The sequence below is a fragment of the Bradyrhizobium sp. 1200_D9_N1_1 genome (assembly GCF_052075915.1).
GTDB classification, from domain to species: Bacteria; Pseudomonadota; Alphaproteobacteria; order Rhizobiales; family Xanthobacteraceae; genus Bradyrhizobium; species Bradyrhizobium diazoefficiens.
This window is the reverse complement of the sequence record NZ_CP197226.1, coordinates 2,597,918-2,611,579: the sequence shown is the minus strand read 5'-3', so window position 1 is coordinate 2,611,579 and position 13,662 is coordinate 2,597,918. Positions and strand designations below refer to the sequence as shown.

22 protein-coding genes are annotated in these 13,662 nt (G+C 65.3%); 13 read left to right on the top strand and 9 right to left on the bottom strand.

Annotated features, from left to right (window positions below):
* Nucleotides 1-67: 67 nt before the first annotated feature.
* Nucleotides 68-763 carry a glutathione S-transferase family protein gene (locus AB5K84_RS12620; RefSeq protein WP_028176299.1) on the top strand — a complete coding sequence of 232 codons (696 nt, stop codon included), beginning with the start codon at nucleotides 68-70 and terminating at the stop codon, nucleotides 761-763.
* Nucleotides 764-867: 104 nt separating this feature from the next.
* Here AB5K84_RS12620 and AB5K84_RS12615 read toward each other — a convergent pair whose 3' ends face one another.
* A complete protein-coding gene (locus AB5K84_RS12615) occupies nucleotides 868-1,302 on the bottom strand; it encodes a hypothetical protein (protein WP_028176300.1) in 435 nt (144 codons plus the stop codon).
* Between the two features lie 479 nt (nucleotides 1,303-1,781).
* Here AB5K84_RS12615 and AB5K84_RS12610 point away from each other — a divergent pair, with 479 nt between their 5' ends.
* From AB5K84_RS12610 to AB5K84_RS12595, 4 genes are all read left to right on the top strand, one after another.
* The gene (locus AB5K84_RS12610; protein WP_028176301.1) at nucleotides 1,782-2,165 is read left to right on the top strand and encodes a RidA family protein; all 384 of its coding nucleotides are present in this window, start codon (nucleotides 1,782-1,784) and stop codon (nucleotides 2,163-2,165) included.
* A 143-nt stretch (nucleotides 2,166-2,308) separates the two neighbouring features.
* Nucleotides 2,309-2,569, top strand: coding sequence for a hypothetical protein (locus AB5K84_RS12605; protein ID WP_028176302.1), 261 nt, complete (start codon nucleotides 2,309-2,311; stop codon nucleotides 2,567-2,569).
* Between the two features lie 240 nt (nucleotides 2,570-2,809).
* Entirely contained in the window at nucleotides 2,810-3,061 is a 252-nt protein-coding gene (locus tag AB5K84_RS12600; protein ID WP_028176303.1) for a hypothetical protein, read from the top strand.
* 106 nt (nucleotides 3,062-3,167) lie between these two features.
* Complete coding sequence (locus AB5K84_RS12595; protein WP_028176304.1) at nucleotides 3,168-3,806, top strand: hypothetical protein; 639 nt, start codon at nucleotides 3,168-3,170, stop codon at nucleotides 3,804-3,806.
* A gap of 129 nt (nucleotides 3,807-3,935) precedes the next feature.
* On the opposite strand, the gene AB5K84_RS12590 is transcribed toward AB5K84_RS12595, so the two are convergent.
* Entirely contained in the window at nucleotides 3,936-4,421 is a 486-nt protein-coding gene (locus AB5K84_RS12590) for a molecular chaperone DnaJ (RefSeq protein WP_028176305.1), read from the bottom strand.
* 111 nt (nucleotides 4,422-4,532) lie between these two features.
* Between AB5K84_RS12590 and AB5K84_RS12585 the strand changes: the two genes are divergently transcribed.
* The gene (locus AB5K84_RS12585) at nucleotides 4,533-5,300 is read left to right on the top strand and encodes an SDR family NAD(P)-dependent oxidoreductase (protein WP_028176306.1); all 768 of its coding nucleotides are present in this window, start codon (nucleotides 4,533-4,535) and stop codon (nucleotides 5,298-5,300) included.
* A 285-nt stretch (nucleotides 5,301-5,585) separates the two neighbouring features.
* On the top strand, nucleotides 5,586-5,831 hold the full coding sequence (locus tag AB5K84_RS12580) for a helix-turn-helix domain-containing protein (RefSeq protein WP_011089412.1): 246 nt from the start codon (nucleotides 5,586-5,588) through the stop codon (nucleotides 5,829-5,831).
* Nucleotides 5,832-5,857: 26 nt separating this feature from the next.
* Here the strand turns inward: AB5K84_RS12580 and AB5K84_RS12575 are convergent, their stop codons facing one another.
* The gene (locus tag AB5K84_RS12575; protein WP_441232418.1) at nucleotides 5,858-6,142 is read right to left on the bottom strand and encodes a hypothetical protein; all 285 of its coding nucleotides are present in this window, start codon (nucleotides 6,140-6,142) and stop codon (nucleotides 5,858-5,860) included.
* Nucleotides 6,143-6,300: 158 nt separating this feature from the next.
* Here AB5K84_RS12575 and AB5K84_RS12570 point away from each other — a divergent pair, with 158 nt between their 5' ends.
* Nucleotides 6,301-6,819, top strand: coding sequence for a collagen-like protein (locus AB5K84_RS12570; protein WP_441232417.1), 519 nt, complete (start codon nucleotides 6,301-6,303; stop codon nucleotides 6,817-6,819).
* Nucleotides 6,820-6,914: 95 nt separating this feature from the next.
* On the opposite strand, the gene AB5K84_RS12565 is transcribed toward AB5K84_RS12570, so the two are convergent.
* Both AB5K84_RS12565 and AB5K84_RS12560 read right to left on the bottom strand, forming a co-directional pair.
* The gene (locus AB5K84_RS12565) at nucleotides 6,915-7,136 is read right to left on the bottom strand and encodes a hypothetical protein (protein ID WP_028176308.1); all 222 of its coding nucleotides are present in this window, start codon (nucleotides 7,134-7,136) and stop codon (nucleotides 6,915-6,917) included.
* A 95-nt stretch (nucleotides 7,137-7,231) separates the two neighbouring features.
* Nucleotides 7,232-7,498 (bottom strand): DUF2277 domain-containing protein, encoded by a 267-nt coding sequence (locus AB5K84_RS12560; protein WP_060912679.1) that lies wholly within the window; start codon nucleotides 7,496-7,498, stop codon nucleotides 7,232-7,234.
* Between the two features lie 125 nt (nucleotides 7,499-7,623).
* Between AB5K84_RS12560 and AB5K84_RS12555 the strand changes: the two genes are divergently transcribed.
* The 3 genes from AB5K84_RS12555 (at nucleotide 7,624) to AB5K84_RS12545 (ending at nucleotide 9,892) form a co-directional block, all read left to right on the top strand.
* Nucleotides 7,624-8,685, top strand: a complete 1,062-nt coding sequence (locus AB5K84_RS12555; RefSeq protein WP_441232416.1) for an alpha/beta fold hydrolase — start codon at nucleotides 7,624-7,626, stop codon at nucleotides 8,683-8,685.
* Nucleotides 8,686-8,859: 174 nt separating this feature from the next.
* Nucleotides 8,860-9,213, top strand: a complete 354-nt coding sequence (locus AB5K84_RS12550) for a hypothetical protein (RefSeq protein ID WP_027547906.1) — start codon at nucleotides 8,860-8,862, stop codon at nucleotides 9,211-9,213.
* Between the two features lie 76 nt (nucleotides 9,214-9,289).
* Nucleotides 9,290-9,892 (top strand): pyridoxamine 5'-phosphate oxidase family protein, encoded by a 603-nt coding sequence (locus AB5K84_RS12545; RefSeq protein ID WP_038966396.1) that lies wholly within the window; start codon nucleotides 9,290-9,292, stop codon nucleotides 9,890-9,892.
* Nucleotides 9,893-10,022: 130 nt separating this feature from the next.
* Here AB5K84_RS12545 and bfr read toward each other — a convergent pair whose 3' ends face one another.
* The 3 genes from bfr to AB5K84_RS12530 form a co-directional block, all read right to left on the bottom strand.
* Nucleotides 10,023-10,511 carry a bacterioferritin gene (gene bfr, locus AB5K84_RS12540; RefSeq protein ID WP_011089420.1) on the bottom strand — a complete coding sequence of 163 codons (489 nt, stop codon included), beginning with the start codon at nucleotides 10,509-10,511 and terminating at the stop codon, nucleotides 10,023-10,025.
* A 133-nt stretch (nucleotides 10,512-10,644) separates the two neighbouring features.
* A complete protein-coding gene (locus tag AB5K84_RS12535) occupies nucleotides 10,645-10,917 on the bottom strand; it encodes a (2Fe-2S)-binding protein (protein ID WP_011089421.1) in 273 nt (90 codons plus the stop codon).
* A gap of 162 nt (nucleotides 10,918-11,079) precedes the next feature.
* Nucleotides 11,080-11,382 (bottom strand): hypothetical protein, encoded by a 303-nt coding sequence (locus AB5K84_RS12530; RefSeq protein ID WP_110117146.1) that lies wholly within the window; start codon nucleotides 11,380-11,382, stop codon nucleotides 11,080-11,082.
* 134 nt (nucleotides 11,383-11,516) lie between these two features.
* Here AB5K84_RS12530 and AB5K84_RS12525 point away from each other — a divergent pair, with 134 nt between their 5' ends.
* Both AB5K84_RS12525 and AB5K84_RS12520 read left to right on the top strand, forming a co-directional pair.
* Nucleotides 11,517-11,852: a hypothetical protein gene (locus tag AB5K84_RS12525; protein WP_028176314.1), complete on the top strand. Its 336-nt coding sequence runs from the start codon at nucleotides 11,517-11,519 to the stop codon at nucleotides 11,850-11,852.
* A gap of 211 nt (nucleotides 11,853-12,063) precedes the next feature.
* On the top strand, nucleotides 12,064-12,345 hold the full coding sequence (locus AB5K84_RS12520; RefSeq protein WP_011089423.1) for a hypothetical protein: 282 nt from the start codon (nucleotides 12,064-12,066) through the stop codon (nucleotides 12,343-12,345).
* 83 nt (nucleotides 12,346-12,428) lie between these two features.
* Here AB5K84_RS12520 and AB5K84_RS12515 read toward each other — a convergent pair whose 3' ends face one another.
* Complete coding sequence (locus AB5K84_RS12515) at nucleotides 12,429-13,655, bottom strand: lytic murein transglycosylase (protein ID WP_110117147.1); 1,227 nt, start codon at nucleotides 13,653-13,655, stop codon at nucleotides 12,429-12,431.
* Between the last annotated feature and the right edge of the window lie 7 nt (nucleotides 13,656-13,662).

Below are 13,662 nucleotides of genomic sequence, written 5' to 3'. Positions count from 1 at the left end.
CGCCGGCCCATTGCGTCCGTCTACCCGCCCCTGCATGCTGCCTCCGCCAACACGGAGGAGCCCGCTCATGCTGACGCTCTACTCGTACCCAAAGCTGTTCGGCGTCGCCGACAACAACGGCTACGGCCTCAAGGTCTACGCCTTCCTGAAGCTCGCCGGCGTGCCGTTCGTGCACGAGCATGTCTTCGATGCCTCCGCCGCGCCGCGCGGGCAGCTGCCCTACATCGTCGACGACGGCGAGACCATCGGCGACAGCGAGACGATCATCGCGCATGCGATCGCGAAATATCGCCTGGGCATCGATGCCGGGCTTTCGCAGGACGCACGGAGGACCAATCACTTCGTCACCCGCATGCTGGACGATCTCTACTGGGTGATGTCGTACTCGCGCTGGAAGGACGAGCGCTACTATCCGGCCTTCCGCGACGCCTTCATCGCGCAGCATCCGCAGATCAATGCGGAAGGATTCGAGAAGGCGAAGGCGTATAACGCGCAGCGCTATCATTACCAGGGCATCGGCCGCTACACGCCGGAGCAGGCCTATGCGCGAGGCCTTGCGGACCTCGAGGTGCTGGCCGAGATCGTCCCCACTGCGGGTTTCGTGCACGGCGAAGCGCCAACCAGCGTCGATGCCGGCATCTACGGCTTCATCGCCAACATCCACTACTTCCCGATCCCGACGCCGCTGAAGGCGTTCGTCGATGCACACGCCAATCTCGTCGCGCATTGCGAGCGGATCCATGCGGCGGTGACGGGAGCGTAGGGAGCCGTAGGGTGGGCAAAGCGAAGCGTGCCCACCAACTCTTTCGTCCGAGCTGACACCGATGGTGGGCACGGCGCTTACGCGCCTTTGCCCACCCTACGCACCTACCGCATCGTGATCGCGAGACCGCTGAGATCCGCGTTCGCCATCAGGCCGGTCTGGTAGCCCGACAGTTCCAGCACCGCGCCCTTCTGGTTGGTGAGCACGATGGCGCGGGCGCCGCGGCCGACGGCAAGGCCGGCGCCGGCGGCACCGTAGACGCCGGCAACGTCGGAGGGACGGTTGATGTTGGAGACGCGGCCGCGCAGCACGGTCTTGGAGCCGCCGAAGACGAGGCCGTAGTCGAGCCCGCCGGTCGAGAGCCCATAGGAGCGGCCGCGGAAGTTCAGCACGCCGGAGCCGCCGGAGCCGCCGATGATCCAGCCCGCCTTGTAGATCGTCAGCACCACGGTGCCGCCGTCGGCCATCGCCGAGGTCGAGAGCCCGGCAAGCGCCGCGATGGCGACCAGCGCGGCGCGAAGGGTGGAAGCGATCTTCATGGGGCGTCTCCGGGGGCTATTTTTCAAGGGAGGGATCGAATCAGACGGTCGAATCTATCCGATGGATCGCGGCGGGAACATGATGGGGCGGACGTGAGGCGCAAGGTGCAGCATCGCATTCAACTGTCATCGCCCGCGCAGGCGGGCGATCCAGTATTCCAGAGACGGCGGTGGCTGAACGGGGAAGCCGCGGCGTACTGGATGCCCCGGTCAAGCCGGGGCATGACGGCGGAGCTTGGTGCCGCAGGACGGGCAACTTCATGATGCCATTCTGCCCCTGTTTTGCCCGACGGAGCAAGCGATTGCTTCGGCGTTACCGAATTCAAAAAAGCCCAATGATTTCGGCGTGATCCCTACTATGCATGGGGTTGTTTTCGCGGTTTTCGTTTTTGCCCCCTGCGCCGCCTCCCTCATGGCGATTGCAACTCCCCCGCATGTCGCTACGCTGATGGGCCCTGCACGACCCCCGAGGTGATCCCATGCCGATCCAGCATTTCGCGCCCCCGCCGCATGTGAAGGCACCGCCGCTGTCCTTTGCGACGCGCGTCGGCGATCTCCTGTTCGTCTCCGGCATTCCCGGCTTCGACGGCAATGGCGCGCTGCCCGACGGCTTCGAGGCGCAGTTCGCCAACGTCGCCATCAACATCAAGCGCGTGCTGGCCGAGGCCGGCGCAACCGTCCGCGATCTCGTCAAGGTCAGCGTGCTTCTGACGCGTGCCTCCGACGTTGCCGCCATGAACGCGCTCTATGCCGGCGCCTTCGGTCCGCCGCCCTATCCGGCACGCACCACCTGCGTGGTGCACGCGCTGCCCGATCCGCGGATGCTGATCGAGATCGAGGCGGTGGCGTCGCTTTCGAAGTGAGCAGTGTGACTTGCCGGGCACGCGGCCAAACCAAGTGCCCTGCATCGCCTGACATGTCCGTGAACGGCGGCTCCCCGGCTTGCAAAGGGCCGGCTTTTACCGCACGAATTTTCGGGTCACACTTCCCCACAAGGAGATATTTCATGCGTCGCGTTCTCGCCCTCTGTGCCGTTGCCGGCATCGCCACCTCCGTGTTCGCCGTGCCCGCATCCGCGGCGCCCGGGTATTACGTGATCCGCTGGGACAACACCGGCATCTGCCAGGTCTGGAACGAGGACCTGAAGTACAAGCCGTTCCAGTGGGGCGCTTCGACCTACAAGGTCGTCAGCAAGCCGCTCCCGACCTTCACGGCCGCCTCCGACCTCCAGATCAAGCTGCGCGGGGAGCGCCGCTGCACGCTCTGAGCCTGACGCGACAGACGGGATTTGCAGGGCGGATCGCGCGAGCGATCCGCCCTCTTCTTTGGGCGCGCGGCCCCACATTTTCCGGCCAAAATCCCGCATTTCCGGCGCACGCGCCTTGAACCTGATCAACAGGCGGAACTACTCACATCTTGTCCGGGGCGCGCCCCCCAAAAGCGCTCCGCACCACCCCTCCCGTCATTGTCGGGAGGCGCATCACATCTTTCATTTGAGGAGCTGATCATGCGTCGTATTTCCGTGCTGTGCGCTGCCGCCGGTCTTGCCGTCACTGCCTTCGTCGCCGCGAGCCCCGCGGAGGCCAGCTATCACCTGATCCGCTGGCAGGACACCGGCTTCTGCCAGATCTGGGACGAGAGCATCCCGACCACGCCGTGGCCCTCCGACTACGCCCGCGTCAGCGCTACCGTGCCGACCTTCGTCGACGCACTCGCGCTGAAGGACCACGCGTTGAGAAACGGCCACTGCACCTGGTAGGATTCGATCGGCGGACGACAAGGGTCGGGCAAGGATGCGCTGCTAGCATCCTTGCCCGTTCGCGTTTCTATCCAGCGTTTCTACTCAGCTCCCGCGGGATCAATCGATGCGCAGGCTCACCACGACGGCAGCGATCCTCGCTGCATCGCTCGCACTCGTCTCCACATCGCCGGCGCAGGCGCCGCAATCCTTCCGCGTGATCTCGCCGATCTTCGGCCAGCTTGTCAGCTTCGCGATGCCGTCGAACTTCGTCGCGGTGTTCGAGAACACCAAGGGCGGCCACTACATCCGCGAAGCCGTGCTGAGGGGCGAGACGCCGGAACGCTGGACGCAGATGATCACGGTCACCGGCGAGAAGGGCATGACGCTGACTCAAGGCGCCTCGCCCGAGGCACTCGCAGGCTCCATCGCCGGCGGCTTCAAATCGGCCTGCCCCGACAGCTTTGCGGCACAGCCGCTCGGCGCCACGAATTTCGGCCGCTTCGAGGGTTTTGTCGCGGTGATCGGCTGCGGCCGCGTCGACAGCGGCCCGACCCGCCACAGCGAGACCGCCCTGCTGGTCACGCTGAAGGGCACGACCGACTACTACACCATCCAATGGGCCGAACGCGGCCCCGAGAGCGACGAGCCGCCGGTCAATGACGAACGCTGGCAAACCCGCCTGCGCGAACTCGGCCCGATCGAGCTCTGCCCGATCGTACCAGGTGAAGCCGCACCCTATCCGAGCTGCGTGAGCAAGAGCTGAGATTAGAAACAGCGCAGACGCCGTAGGGTGGGCAAAGCGAAGCGTGCCCACCATTCCATCCATCGCGAAGATGGTGGTCACGGCGCAAATGCGTCTTTGCCCACCCTACGAGATCTCGTCTGAGCGCTCTCACGCGTCCTTGTGCGCGCCGGGATGGATCAGGAGGTCGCGCGCGGCGGCGAGGTCGATGAAGGCTTCCGCGCTGCCGCCGCGGTCGGGATGCATGCCCTTGGCGGCGCGACGATAGGCCTGGTTGATGTCCTCGCAGGTGAGCTGCACCGCGAGCGGCAGGCCGAGCACCTTGCGGGCGCGATCCTCGCTCGAGAGTTTCTTCGGCGTCGCGTTGCGGCGGCCGAAGCGCGGCGCGGTCAGACCATGGACGACATCGAGGACCACGCCGAGGCGGCGCTGGGCCGCCAGCATGACGCTGCGATCGTCATTGTCCACAGCCTGGCGCAGCACCGGAAGCGCCTGCTCGGCGGCCTGTCGCAGCGTGACATCGGGGCTCATCCGCGCGATCTCGGCCACGAGCCGGCCCGCCTCGGCCCAATCGGCCGGCTCCGCCGACCGCAGGCGCTCGAGCGCCAATTTCCAGGATTCAAGCCGTTCCATCATGCGCGCAACGTTTAGCAATGAGAATCAGTATGCCAAGGCCGCCGTTTCCGACCCCTTAATTTCGAGTTAGCCTTTCATGAAATTTCGAAACGAATCCGGGAGGAAAATGTCATGGCATTGCTTGCAAACCACATCGCCGTCGTCACCGGCGCCGGTTCCGGCATCGGCCGGGCGATCGCGGCCGGCTACGCGCGCGAAGGCGCACAAGTGGTGCTGCTCGACGTCAACGCCGACACCGTCGCGGAAGGGGCGCAGAAGATCCGCAAGGCGGGCGGCAGGGCCGAGAGCTTCGCGCTCGACGTGACCAGGCGCGACGACTGCTTTGCTCTGGCCAGGCAAGTCGCCGACAAGGTCGGGCAGGTCTCGATCCTCGTCAACAATGCCGGCATCACCCGCCGCAACGCCTTCACCGCGGAGACGGAGACGGTGGCGAAGGACTGGAACGACATCATCTCGCTCAACCTCAACGGCGTCTTCAACATGACGCAGGCCTTCCTCGCTCCCTTGCGCGCAGCCAAGGGCCGCATCGTCAATATCGGCTCGATCCAGTCCTTCGTGCATCTGCGCACGCCGAGCTCGGCGGCCTACACCACCTCCAAGCACGGCGTACTCGGCTTCACCAAGGCGCTCGCGGCCGAGCTCGGCAAGGAAGGCGTGCGCGTCAACGCGATCGGGCCGGGCTTCATCGAGACCAACATCAACGCCAATGTGCGCGCCACCAATCCGGCGCTGGTGCAGGCCTTCGTCGATCACACCCCGCTGGCGCGCACCGGCAAGCCCGAGGACATCGTGGGTCCCGCGATCTTCCTTGCGTCGGATATGTCGGCCTACGTCACGGGAACGATCGTGATGGTGGACGGCGGATATCGGACGGTGTGAGGAGGACGCTTTCACCACCCGCTCAGTGTCATCGTCCGCCTTGTGCGCAATTGCGCACTGGGGCGGGGCATGACAGCGAATGTGCGGCGCAAGATACGTCCGCATCACCACGCATCTCGAGCCAATCGCGGCGGCTTCGCGGCAATCCCAAGGTCAATTGGTGCGATCGCCCGCGGTTAACCTTTCATTAACCAAACCCGCCCACCGTGGATTTACGGCTTGGGGGTCGTTTGTTCTCGATCCGCTTCCAACGATGGAAGCGGGCGTTGGTCGGGAGGTGTATTGATGACCACTGTTCATGTCGCCGCGCCGCAGGGCGCAGAATTCCTTGCTCCAAACCAGATCGTTCCGCTGCTGATCGGTGCGACCGTCGACGAGGTCGAGCGCGAGCTCGTGCTCCAGACGCTCGCCCGCTGTGACGGCAATCGCACACGCGCCGCGCGCGTGCTCGGCCTGTCGGTACGCACGCTGCGCAACAAGATCAGGCTCTATGCCGCCTCCGGCATCGTCGTGCCGGCCTATCAGGACTAACCAGCGCGTGGCCGCGCGGAGGTCGATCAGTCCGCCGGCGGCGGCGCGCGGCGCGACGATGTGCTGCGAAACAGCCGGCGCAGCTCCTGCTGCAGGTACGCGCCGGCGAGAACCGCGAGCGCGATGATCGCGACCGCGGCCGCGATCAGCTCGATCGCGCGGAGAACGAAGGCCGTCATGACAGCCCATGACCCCTGCGGCTCTTCGGCGAAAGCAACCGGCACGATATCGGGCACCAACAGCTGGGCAAGGCCGAGCGCAGCGGCAAAAGTGACTGCAGGCAAGCAGAACATTTTCCACGCTTCGCGCATCGGTCGCTCCTCGTGAGGTTGTGGCCGCGCGCCCTTCAGTGACACGCCGTCGCGTGCCGCCGGTTGATGTTGATCAAGCGGGGGGCGATGCGCGGACAGAATTGCTGCTGTCGTCAAACGACGCTAAGTAGCTTGCTTCCGGTCAAGGGAGCAGTGGCGTGGCAGACGATCAGAAACGGCAGGGACCCCAGGGTCCGCGCGGGCGGCAAGGCGAACCGGGACGGCCGGGACCGCAGGGTCATCCGGGCCGGCGCGGCCCGGACGGCGCGCGCGGCAAGCCGGGACCGCAAGGCAAGCCGGGACCGATCGGAAAGGCTGGCCCCGCAGGCAAGCCCGGCCCGCAAGGCAAGCAGGGCGAGGCCGGTCCGCGTGGCGCTGCCGGGGCGCAGGGACCTGTCGGACCGCAAGGCCCAGTGGGTCCGCAGGGCCCGCGCGGCGAGGCCGGCCCGCCCGGCCAGTTGCCGTCGATCGAGCAGGTATTGCCCTGGCTCGAACAGCTCTTCGACGCCTGGGACGAGCGCCGCCGCCAGCGCGAGCGTGAAGCCGCCGAGCGCGAGGCGCTGGAGGCCGCCGTGCAGGAAACCGACGAGCCGATCGCCGGTGACGAGAGCGACGACGGCGAAGACGACGACCACAAGAAAAAGAAGAAAAAGAAGAAGCACGGCAACAGGGATTAGCAGCCCCGGCTCAGCAAGAGATCCGCTCACGATTCCGGGTCCCGGCTCTGCGGCGCACCGCTGAAGAAGCGCCGCGTCCGGGACACGAGCCTGGATCAGGAAGCCCTTGAGGAATCATCCTTACGTGGCAGCATGCCCATGCGCTCGAACTGCCAGCGCATGGCGCGATACCAGAGATAGCCGACCGCCGCGCCGCACAGCGCCAGGATGACGACGCTCGCGCTCGAGAACGAACCGCCCCACCACATCATCCACGCGGTCCACAGCAGCGTGAAGATGATGGCACCTGCTTTGAGCGGAAGAAGGGGGCGGGTCATGGCGTGCTCCGGGTTGGCAAAACCCCGGCAGACATCATCGCAAGTCGCGACGTTCCAAACCGTGAGCCAGATCACGGAACGGGACAGTGGATCCGCTAGCCAAAGCGCAGCCGCGAGCGCTCCTTGGCCCTTTCCGCCTCGACCTCGCGGTCGCGCGCCGGCGCAAGGGTGTGCAGCGAGGTGAGGAGCTTTCGCGCCGCCTCCGAGACCTCGGCCACGGCGCGGTCGAACGCCGCCTCGTTGGCCTGCGACGGCCTGTTGAAGCCCGACAATTTGCGCACGAACTGCAAGGCCGAGGCATGGATCTCGTCCTCCGTCGCCGGCGGCTCGAAGTTGAACAGCGTCTTGATGTTGCGGCACATGCAGTCTCTCCCGATGTTTTCCTCGAGGACGATCGGCGGAACCAAAATCCTACATCCTTCCGGAGAGTTTTGCTAAGATCCGCCGCAACGCGGCCGCCGGATACGAGCCGCATGGGGAGAGAAACATGAAGACTTCTTGCGCGGCGCTGTCGGCCATCCTGCTGTCCATCTCGGCGGCGGCGATGGCTGCCGATTATCCTGCACCGAAACAGGGCGACTGGATCGCCAGGGATTTCAAGTTCCACACCGGCGAGGTCATGCCGGAGTTGCGGCTGCATTACACCACCGTCGGCGAGCCGAGCGGGCAACCGGTGCTGGTGCTGCATGGCACCGGCGGCTCGGGCGCAAGCATGCTGACGCCAAGCTTTGCCGGCGAGCTGTTCGGCGCGGGCCAGTCGCTCGACGCCACCAAATACTACATCATCATTCCCGACGGCATCGGCCATGGCAAATCGTCAAAACCGTCCGACGGCATGAAGACCGGCTTTCCGAAATACGACTACGACGACATGGTCGCGGCGCAGTACCGCCTCGTGACGGAAGGACTCGGCGTCAAGCATCTGCGGCTCGTCATCGGCAATTCGATGGGCGGCATGCACACCTGGCTGTGGGGCGAGAAATATCCAAGGGCGATGGACGCGCTGATCCCGATGGCCTCGCAACCGACCGAGATGGCATCGCGCAACTGGATGCTGCGGCGGATCATGCTCGACACCATCCGCAACGACCCCGACTACAATGGCGGCAACTACTCCAGCCAGCCGCGCATGATGAAATACGCCGTCACCGCCTACGGCATCGCGAGCATCGGCGGAACGCTGGCCTATCAATCGCAGGCGCCGACGGCGGCCAAGGCCGACAAGATCGTCGACGAGCGGCTCGCGGCGCCGATCACGGCCGATGCCAACGACTTCGTCTACCAGTGGGAGTCCTCGCACGACTACAATGCCGGGGAGAAGCTGGAGCAGATCGAAGCCTCGTTGCTGCTGATCAACTCCGCCGACGACGAGCGTAACCCGCCGGAGACCGGCCTCACGGACGCGGCGATGAAGCAGGTCAAGAACGGCCGCCTGTATCTGATCCCCGCCAGCACCGAAACGCGCGGTCACGGCACCACCGGCAATGCAAAGTTCTACAGCGAGCAGGTCAGGCAATTGCTGCAAACCGCGCCGCAACGGACGATGTAGAATCGGCGGGCTGCACGTCCTCATATCGCAATGCATCATGTGCGGCGCCTCTCGCGCCGCATATTATTTGAGCATGCAATGCGCTGACAGCTCGGGCTTAATCGCGTCAGCGACACGAATCGAGGCGCGGAGCGATCGCGCGCCATTGGCACGACACGCGATGAGGAGGATCGCATGCGCAGGCTCGCACTGTGCGTTTGGCTGGCTGCGATGACGGCGCTGACGAGCGCGGCGTTTGCGTTCGACAACGGGCAATATGATCACGTCCCGCCCGACATCCGCGCCTGGTTCAAGAGCGTGATCGCGCCGAACGGCGTGCCCTGCTGCGACATCTCCGACGGTCATCGCACGGACTATGACGTGCGCAACGGCGCCTATTGGGTACCGATCGAGGGACAGTGGATGGCAGTGCCCGAACGCGCCATCATCCGCGACCGCGGCAACCCGGTCGGCCAGGCCGTGGTGTGGTACGTCCACCATCGCGGCACCATCATCATCAGCTGCTTCGTGCCCGCCGATGCAGTGTAGCGCGTCGTGATGGATTTCATTGGCTGGGGCGGCCCGATCGGGTAGCTTGCCCCCAAGCTGATGCGGAGACACGCCGTTGACCGATCTTTGCGCCGAAGACCTCGCCACCATCTATGCCAAGCCGAGCCCGCGCGTGATCGCGAAGGCACGTCCTGCGATCGATGCGCATGCAAAGAAGTTCATCGAGATGTCGCCGTTCTGCGTGCTCGCGACGTCAGGCGCGGACGGCAGCGTCGACGCCTCGCCGCGCGGCGGCGGCATCGGCTTCGTCCACGTCGCCGGCCCCAACCAGCTGCTGATGCCCGACCGCTCCGGCAACAACCGGATCGACAGTTTTCGCAACGTCGTCGAAGGCTCGGGCTTCGTGCATCTGCTGTTCTTCGTCCCCGGCATCGACGAGACGCTGCGCGTCGGCGGGCGCGGCACGCTGTCCGCCGATCCGGATCTGCTTGCCTCGATGGTGGAATTCGGCAAGCCACCGCGCGCGGTGCTGAACGTCGCGGTCAGCGAAGTCTATTTCCACTGCGGCAAGGCGCTGATGCGCTCGAAGCTGTGGTCGCCGGAGAAGGTGCAGCGCTCGGTGATGCCGAGCATCGTCGAGGTCATTCACGACCAGACGGGCCTGGGCGAACCGGAGAGTCAGGAGATCGTGGAAGAGCGCTACAAGCAGCAGCTGTAGGCGCGCTTTCGTTCCGCAAACAGATCGTCATGCCCGGGCTTGTCCCGGGCATTCATGTCTTCATTGCGCGCAGCATGTGGATGGCCGGGTCAAGCCCGGCCATGACGAATGGAGAGCGCGCGGTCGGAGCTTAATGCCCCTCGCCCTCGAGCCCGCCGACGTGCTTCTGGGTGTAGAGCTCGAGGCCGATGCGGCCGATCAGGTCGAGCTGGGTTTCGAGGAAGTCGATGTGGTGCTCCTCGTCGCTCATCAGCTTCTCGAACAGGTCGCGCGTGACGTAGTCCTTGACGCCGTGGCAGTAGGTCGCCGCTTCCTGGTAGAGCGCCCGCGCGCTCATCTCGGCGGCGAGATCGCACTCGATGATCTCCTTGACGTTCTGGCCGATGCGCAGGGGATCGAGCACCTGCATGTTCGGGAAGCCGTCGAAGAACAGGATGCGCGCGGTGAGCTTGTCGGCGTGCTCCATCTCCTCGATGGATTCCTTGCGCCAGACCTTGGCCATGTCCAGCAGGCCCCAATTGTCGAGGAAGCGGTAGTGCAGCCAGTACTGGTTGATCGCAGTCAGCTCGTGACGCAGTGCCTTGTTGAGGTAGTCGATGACTTTTGCGTCGCCCTGCATGGTTCACTCCAGCTCTTGCAGTCCAACTCGATCCTAAACCGAATTTAGAACGCTTCTAAATGAGTTTACGGAAGGGGGCAACCGGCTACGGGGACGCAGCGGGGGAAAAGCTCAGCCGACAGCGCGGAAGATTTCAGCAGGCCGCGAGCGCGAACTGGGCGGACTCGGCCGTCTCGTCATTGGCGGCCACGGTGTGGCTGTGCGGGCAGCCGGAGCAGCAGGACTTGGCGCACGGGCCAAGCGCTTCATCGATGATGGTCTTGATCGTCCGCGCGCAGCGGCCGCATTCGGCGCTACAGCCGAGGCAGCCATAGACCTGCTTGGCATGGCGCACGGCGTCGTCGGACTCGGCCACAGCGGCGCGGATGTCGTCATCGCTCAGCACGTTACAGGAACAAACGATCATGGAAGCGGCAGGCCCTTCGGTGATGCGCCATCATCGATATTTAACGGGCCAGCCGGATGCAAAGGGAAAAACCGGTATTTGAAGCTATTCCAAACTGACCCGGAAACAGCCTAGAACGGCTCTAAAACAGGGTGTTGCGCTGGATCAAGATGGCGGCCGGATCTAGTCGCCGCCAGCGCCTCCCCCACCGTCGCCGCCGCCTCCGCAATCCCCGCCGCTGCTGCCGCTATCGCTGCTGGAACAGCTGCCGGTGTCGGTCGAGTTCCCCGAGCTGTCGCTGGAAAACCAGCTTCCCAGCGAGAAGCCGTCGCTGGTCCCCGAATAGCTGTCGCCGCCGCCATCGCTGCCGGCCCCTGCGCGGGAGCGGCGTTGGCCGCGATTCTGGAGGTGGGTGATCCAGCCGTAGCCGATGGCGAAGACGATCCCGGCAGCAATCAATGCATTGATCATCGCGTTGCCCATCATCGCCTCCCTGGCGGAGCTGCGGTCCACACCAATTCGTCGCATCCGGCCAAGGTGCCGTTCATTGATCATTCAAACGAAGTATGGAACTTTACCCCCCAAAGAGTTCCCGCGTGTTTGTGCGAAAGGTCAAGCCAATGAAGAAGTCGCTCCTGGCAGTCGCTGCCCTCACCGCTGTGGCCCTGACGGCCGGGACGCCGGCCCATGCGCAGCGCGGCGTCGCTGCCGGCGTGGCGGCTGGGATCATCGGCGGCGCCATTGTCGGCGGGGCGCTCGCTTCCCCGTATTATTACGGACCCGGGCCGGGCTACGCGTATGGTCCGGGTTATGGCCCTGGTTACTACCCGCCCCGCTACTACGCGCCGGGCCCGGGTTATGTCGCCGACGACTATTACGGCGGTTGCGTCTGGCAGAGGCAGCGCTTCTGGGACGGCTATGGCTGGCGCGTCCGCCGCGTCAGGGTCTGTGGCTGAGGCGCCAAAAGCCGGTTCACGACGGATGCGCCGTTCATCTCGGAGCCCGAAAAAGACCGCTTTTTCTCGTCACAGCTCTGTGTGCGTTTACCGTGGATTGACCATTTGCGCGCTTCCTAGCTGCAAGGCTAATTCCATCAGAGTGTGCGTGAACCTTTGAACCCCGGGCGCCTCTAACAAGGGGAACCCATCTCCCAGGAGAGCCAAGAGCATGAAGAAGACTTTAGTTGCCGCCCTCACGGTTGCGACGGTCGCCGGTTCGCTGGTGACCGCTGCTCCGTCCGCAAAGGCCCATGACGGCGTCGGCGCGGGCATCGCGGCCGGCCTGATCGGCGGCGCCATCGTCGGCGGCGCGATCGCCTCGAGCCGTCCGGCCTATGGCGGCCCCGTCTACGTCGCCGAGCCCCCGCCGCCCGCGCCCTGCTACTGGCAGCGTCAGCGTTACTGGGACGGTTACGGCTGGGTCATCCGCCCGGTTCGCGTCTGCTACTGATCTGATCGCTACGGCGCTCGTGAGCGCCGCGATCGAAGCCCGGCGGAGACCATCGGCCGGGCTTTTTCTTTTGGTCCCGCGCGCTATCGCGCCGCCTCGATCGAGCGCAGCACCTCTTCGCTCGGCCAGCAATCGACCTTCAGGCCCGCCGACTTTTGATAAGCACCGAGCGCTGCGCGCGTCTGCATGCCGGCCTTGCCGTCGATCTTGTCCTTGTAGAGCCCGACGCGCGTGAGCCCGCGCTGCATGGTCTCGACGTCCCTGGTGCGCAATTGCTTCGAGGCCGACCACGGCGTTGCGAAGGGCAACGGGCTCGTCATGCGGTCGCTGAGATGACCGACGAACAGCACGTAGAGGTCGGAGAAATTGTATTCCTTGATGACGAAGTAGTTCTTCGTGGTCAGGAACGACGGGCCGTAGATTCCTTCCGGCTGCAGCAACGAGGCCGGCTGCGCCTGCTCCGCGGCGCTGAGCTTTTGTCCACGCACCGGCACGAAGCCTTCGCGCAGCCATTGGCTGATCGGCTTCGTCACCTCTGGCACCCCGGTGGTGCAATCGACCTTCGCCGGCGCCTGCACCTCGTAGGCCCAGCGCACGCCGCTCTGCCACCCCTTGTTGACGAGTTGCTGGGCGGCGGAGGCGAGCGCATCCGGCACCGAGTGCCAGATGTCGATGCGGCCGTCGCGGTCGAAGTCGACGCCGTGCTTGTAATATTCGGACGGCAGGAATTGCGTGAGCCCGGTGGCGCCGGCCCAGGACGAGCGCATGTCCTTGCGTGTCACCACGCCCTCGCCCAGGATCTTCAGCGAGAGGATGAACTCGTTGCGATAGGTGTCCTTGCGGCGCCCGACATAGGCCTGCGTCGCCAGCACGCGGACCAAATCATACGGCAGCGTGTAGCGGCCGTAGTCGGTCTCGCGGCCCCAGATCGCGAGCATGACGGTCGCCGGCACGCCGGAGCTCTTCTCGATCTCGGTCAGCGCGGGACGATATTTTTGCAAGAGCCGCTGCCCCTCGCCCGCAAGGCGCGCGATCGAGGCGTCCCTGACGTAGTCGGCCGGCACCTGCACGAACTCGGCCTGCGACGGCGCGCCGGTCGCCGGCCGGCCCGGCAGGATCAGATCCGGCAGCTTGTAGTCCGGCTCGAGCCCGCGCGTCTCTTGCTCGAACGTCGCGCGCGACACGCCGGCCGCCTGCGCCTCCGGCCAGAGCGAGGCGATGAACTGCGTGAAGGCGGCGTCGGCGGCGCGGGCGGACGACCAGCCGCAGGTGACAACGATCACCGCAGCGATGAGCGCCCGCCGCATCATGCCGCCA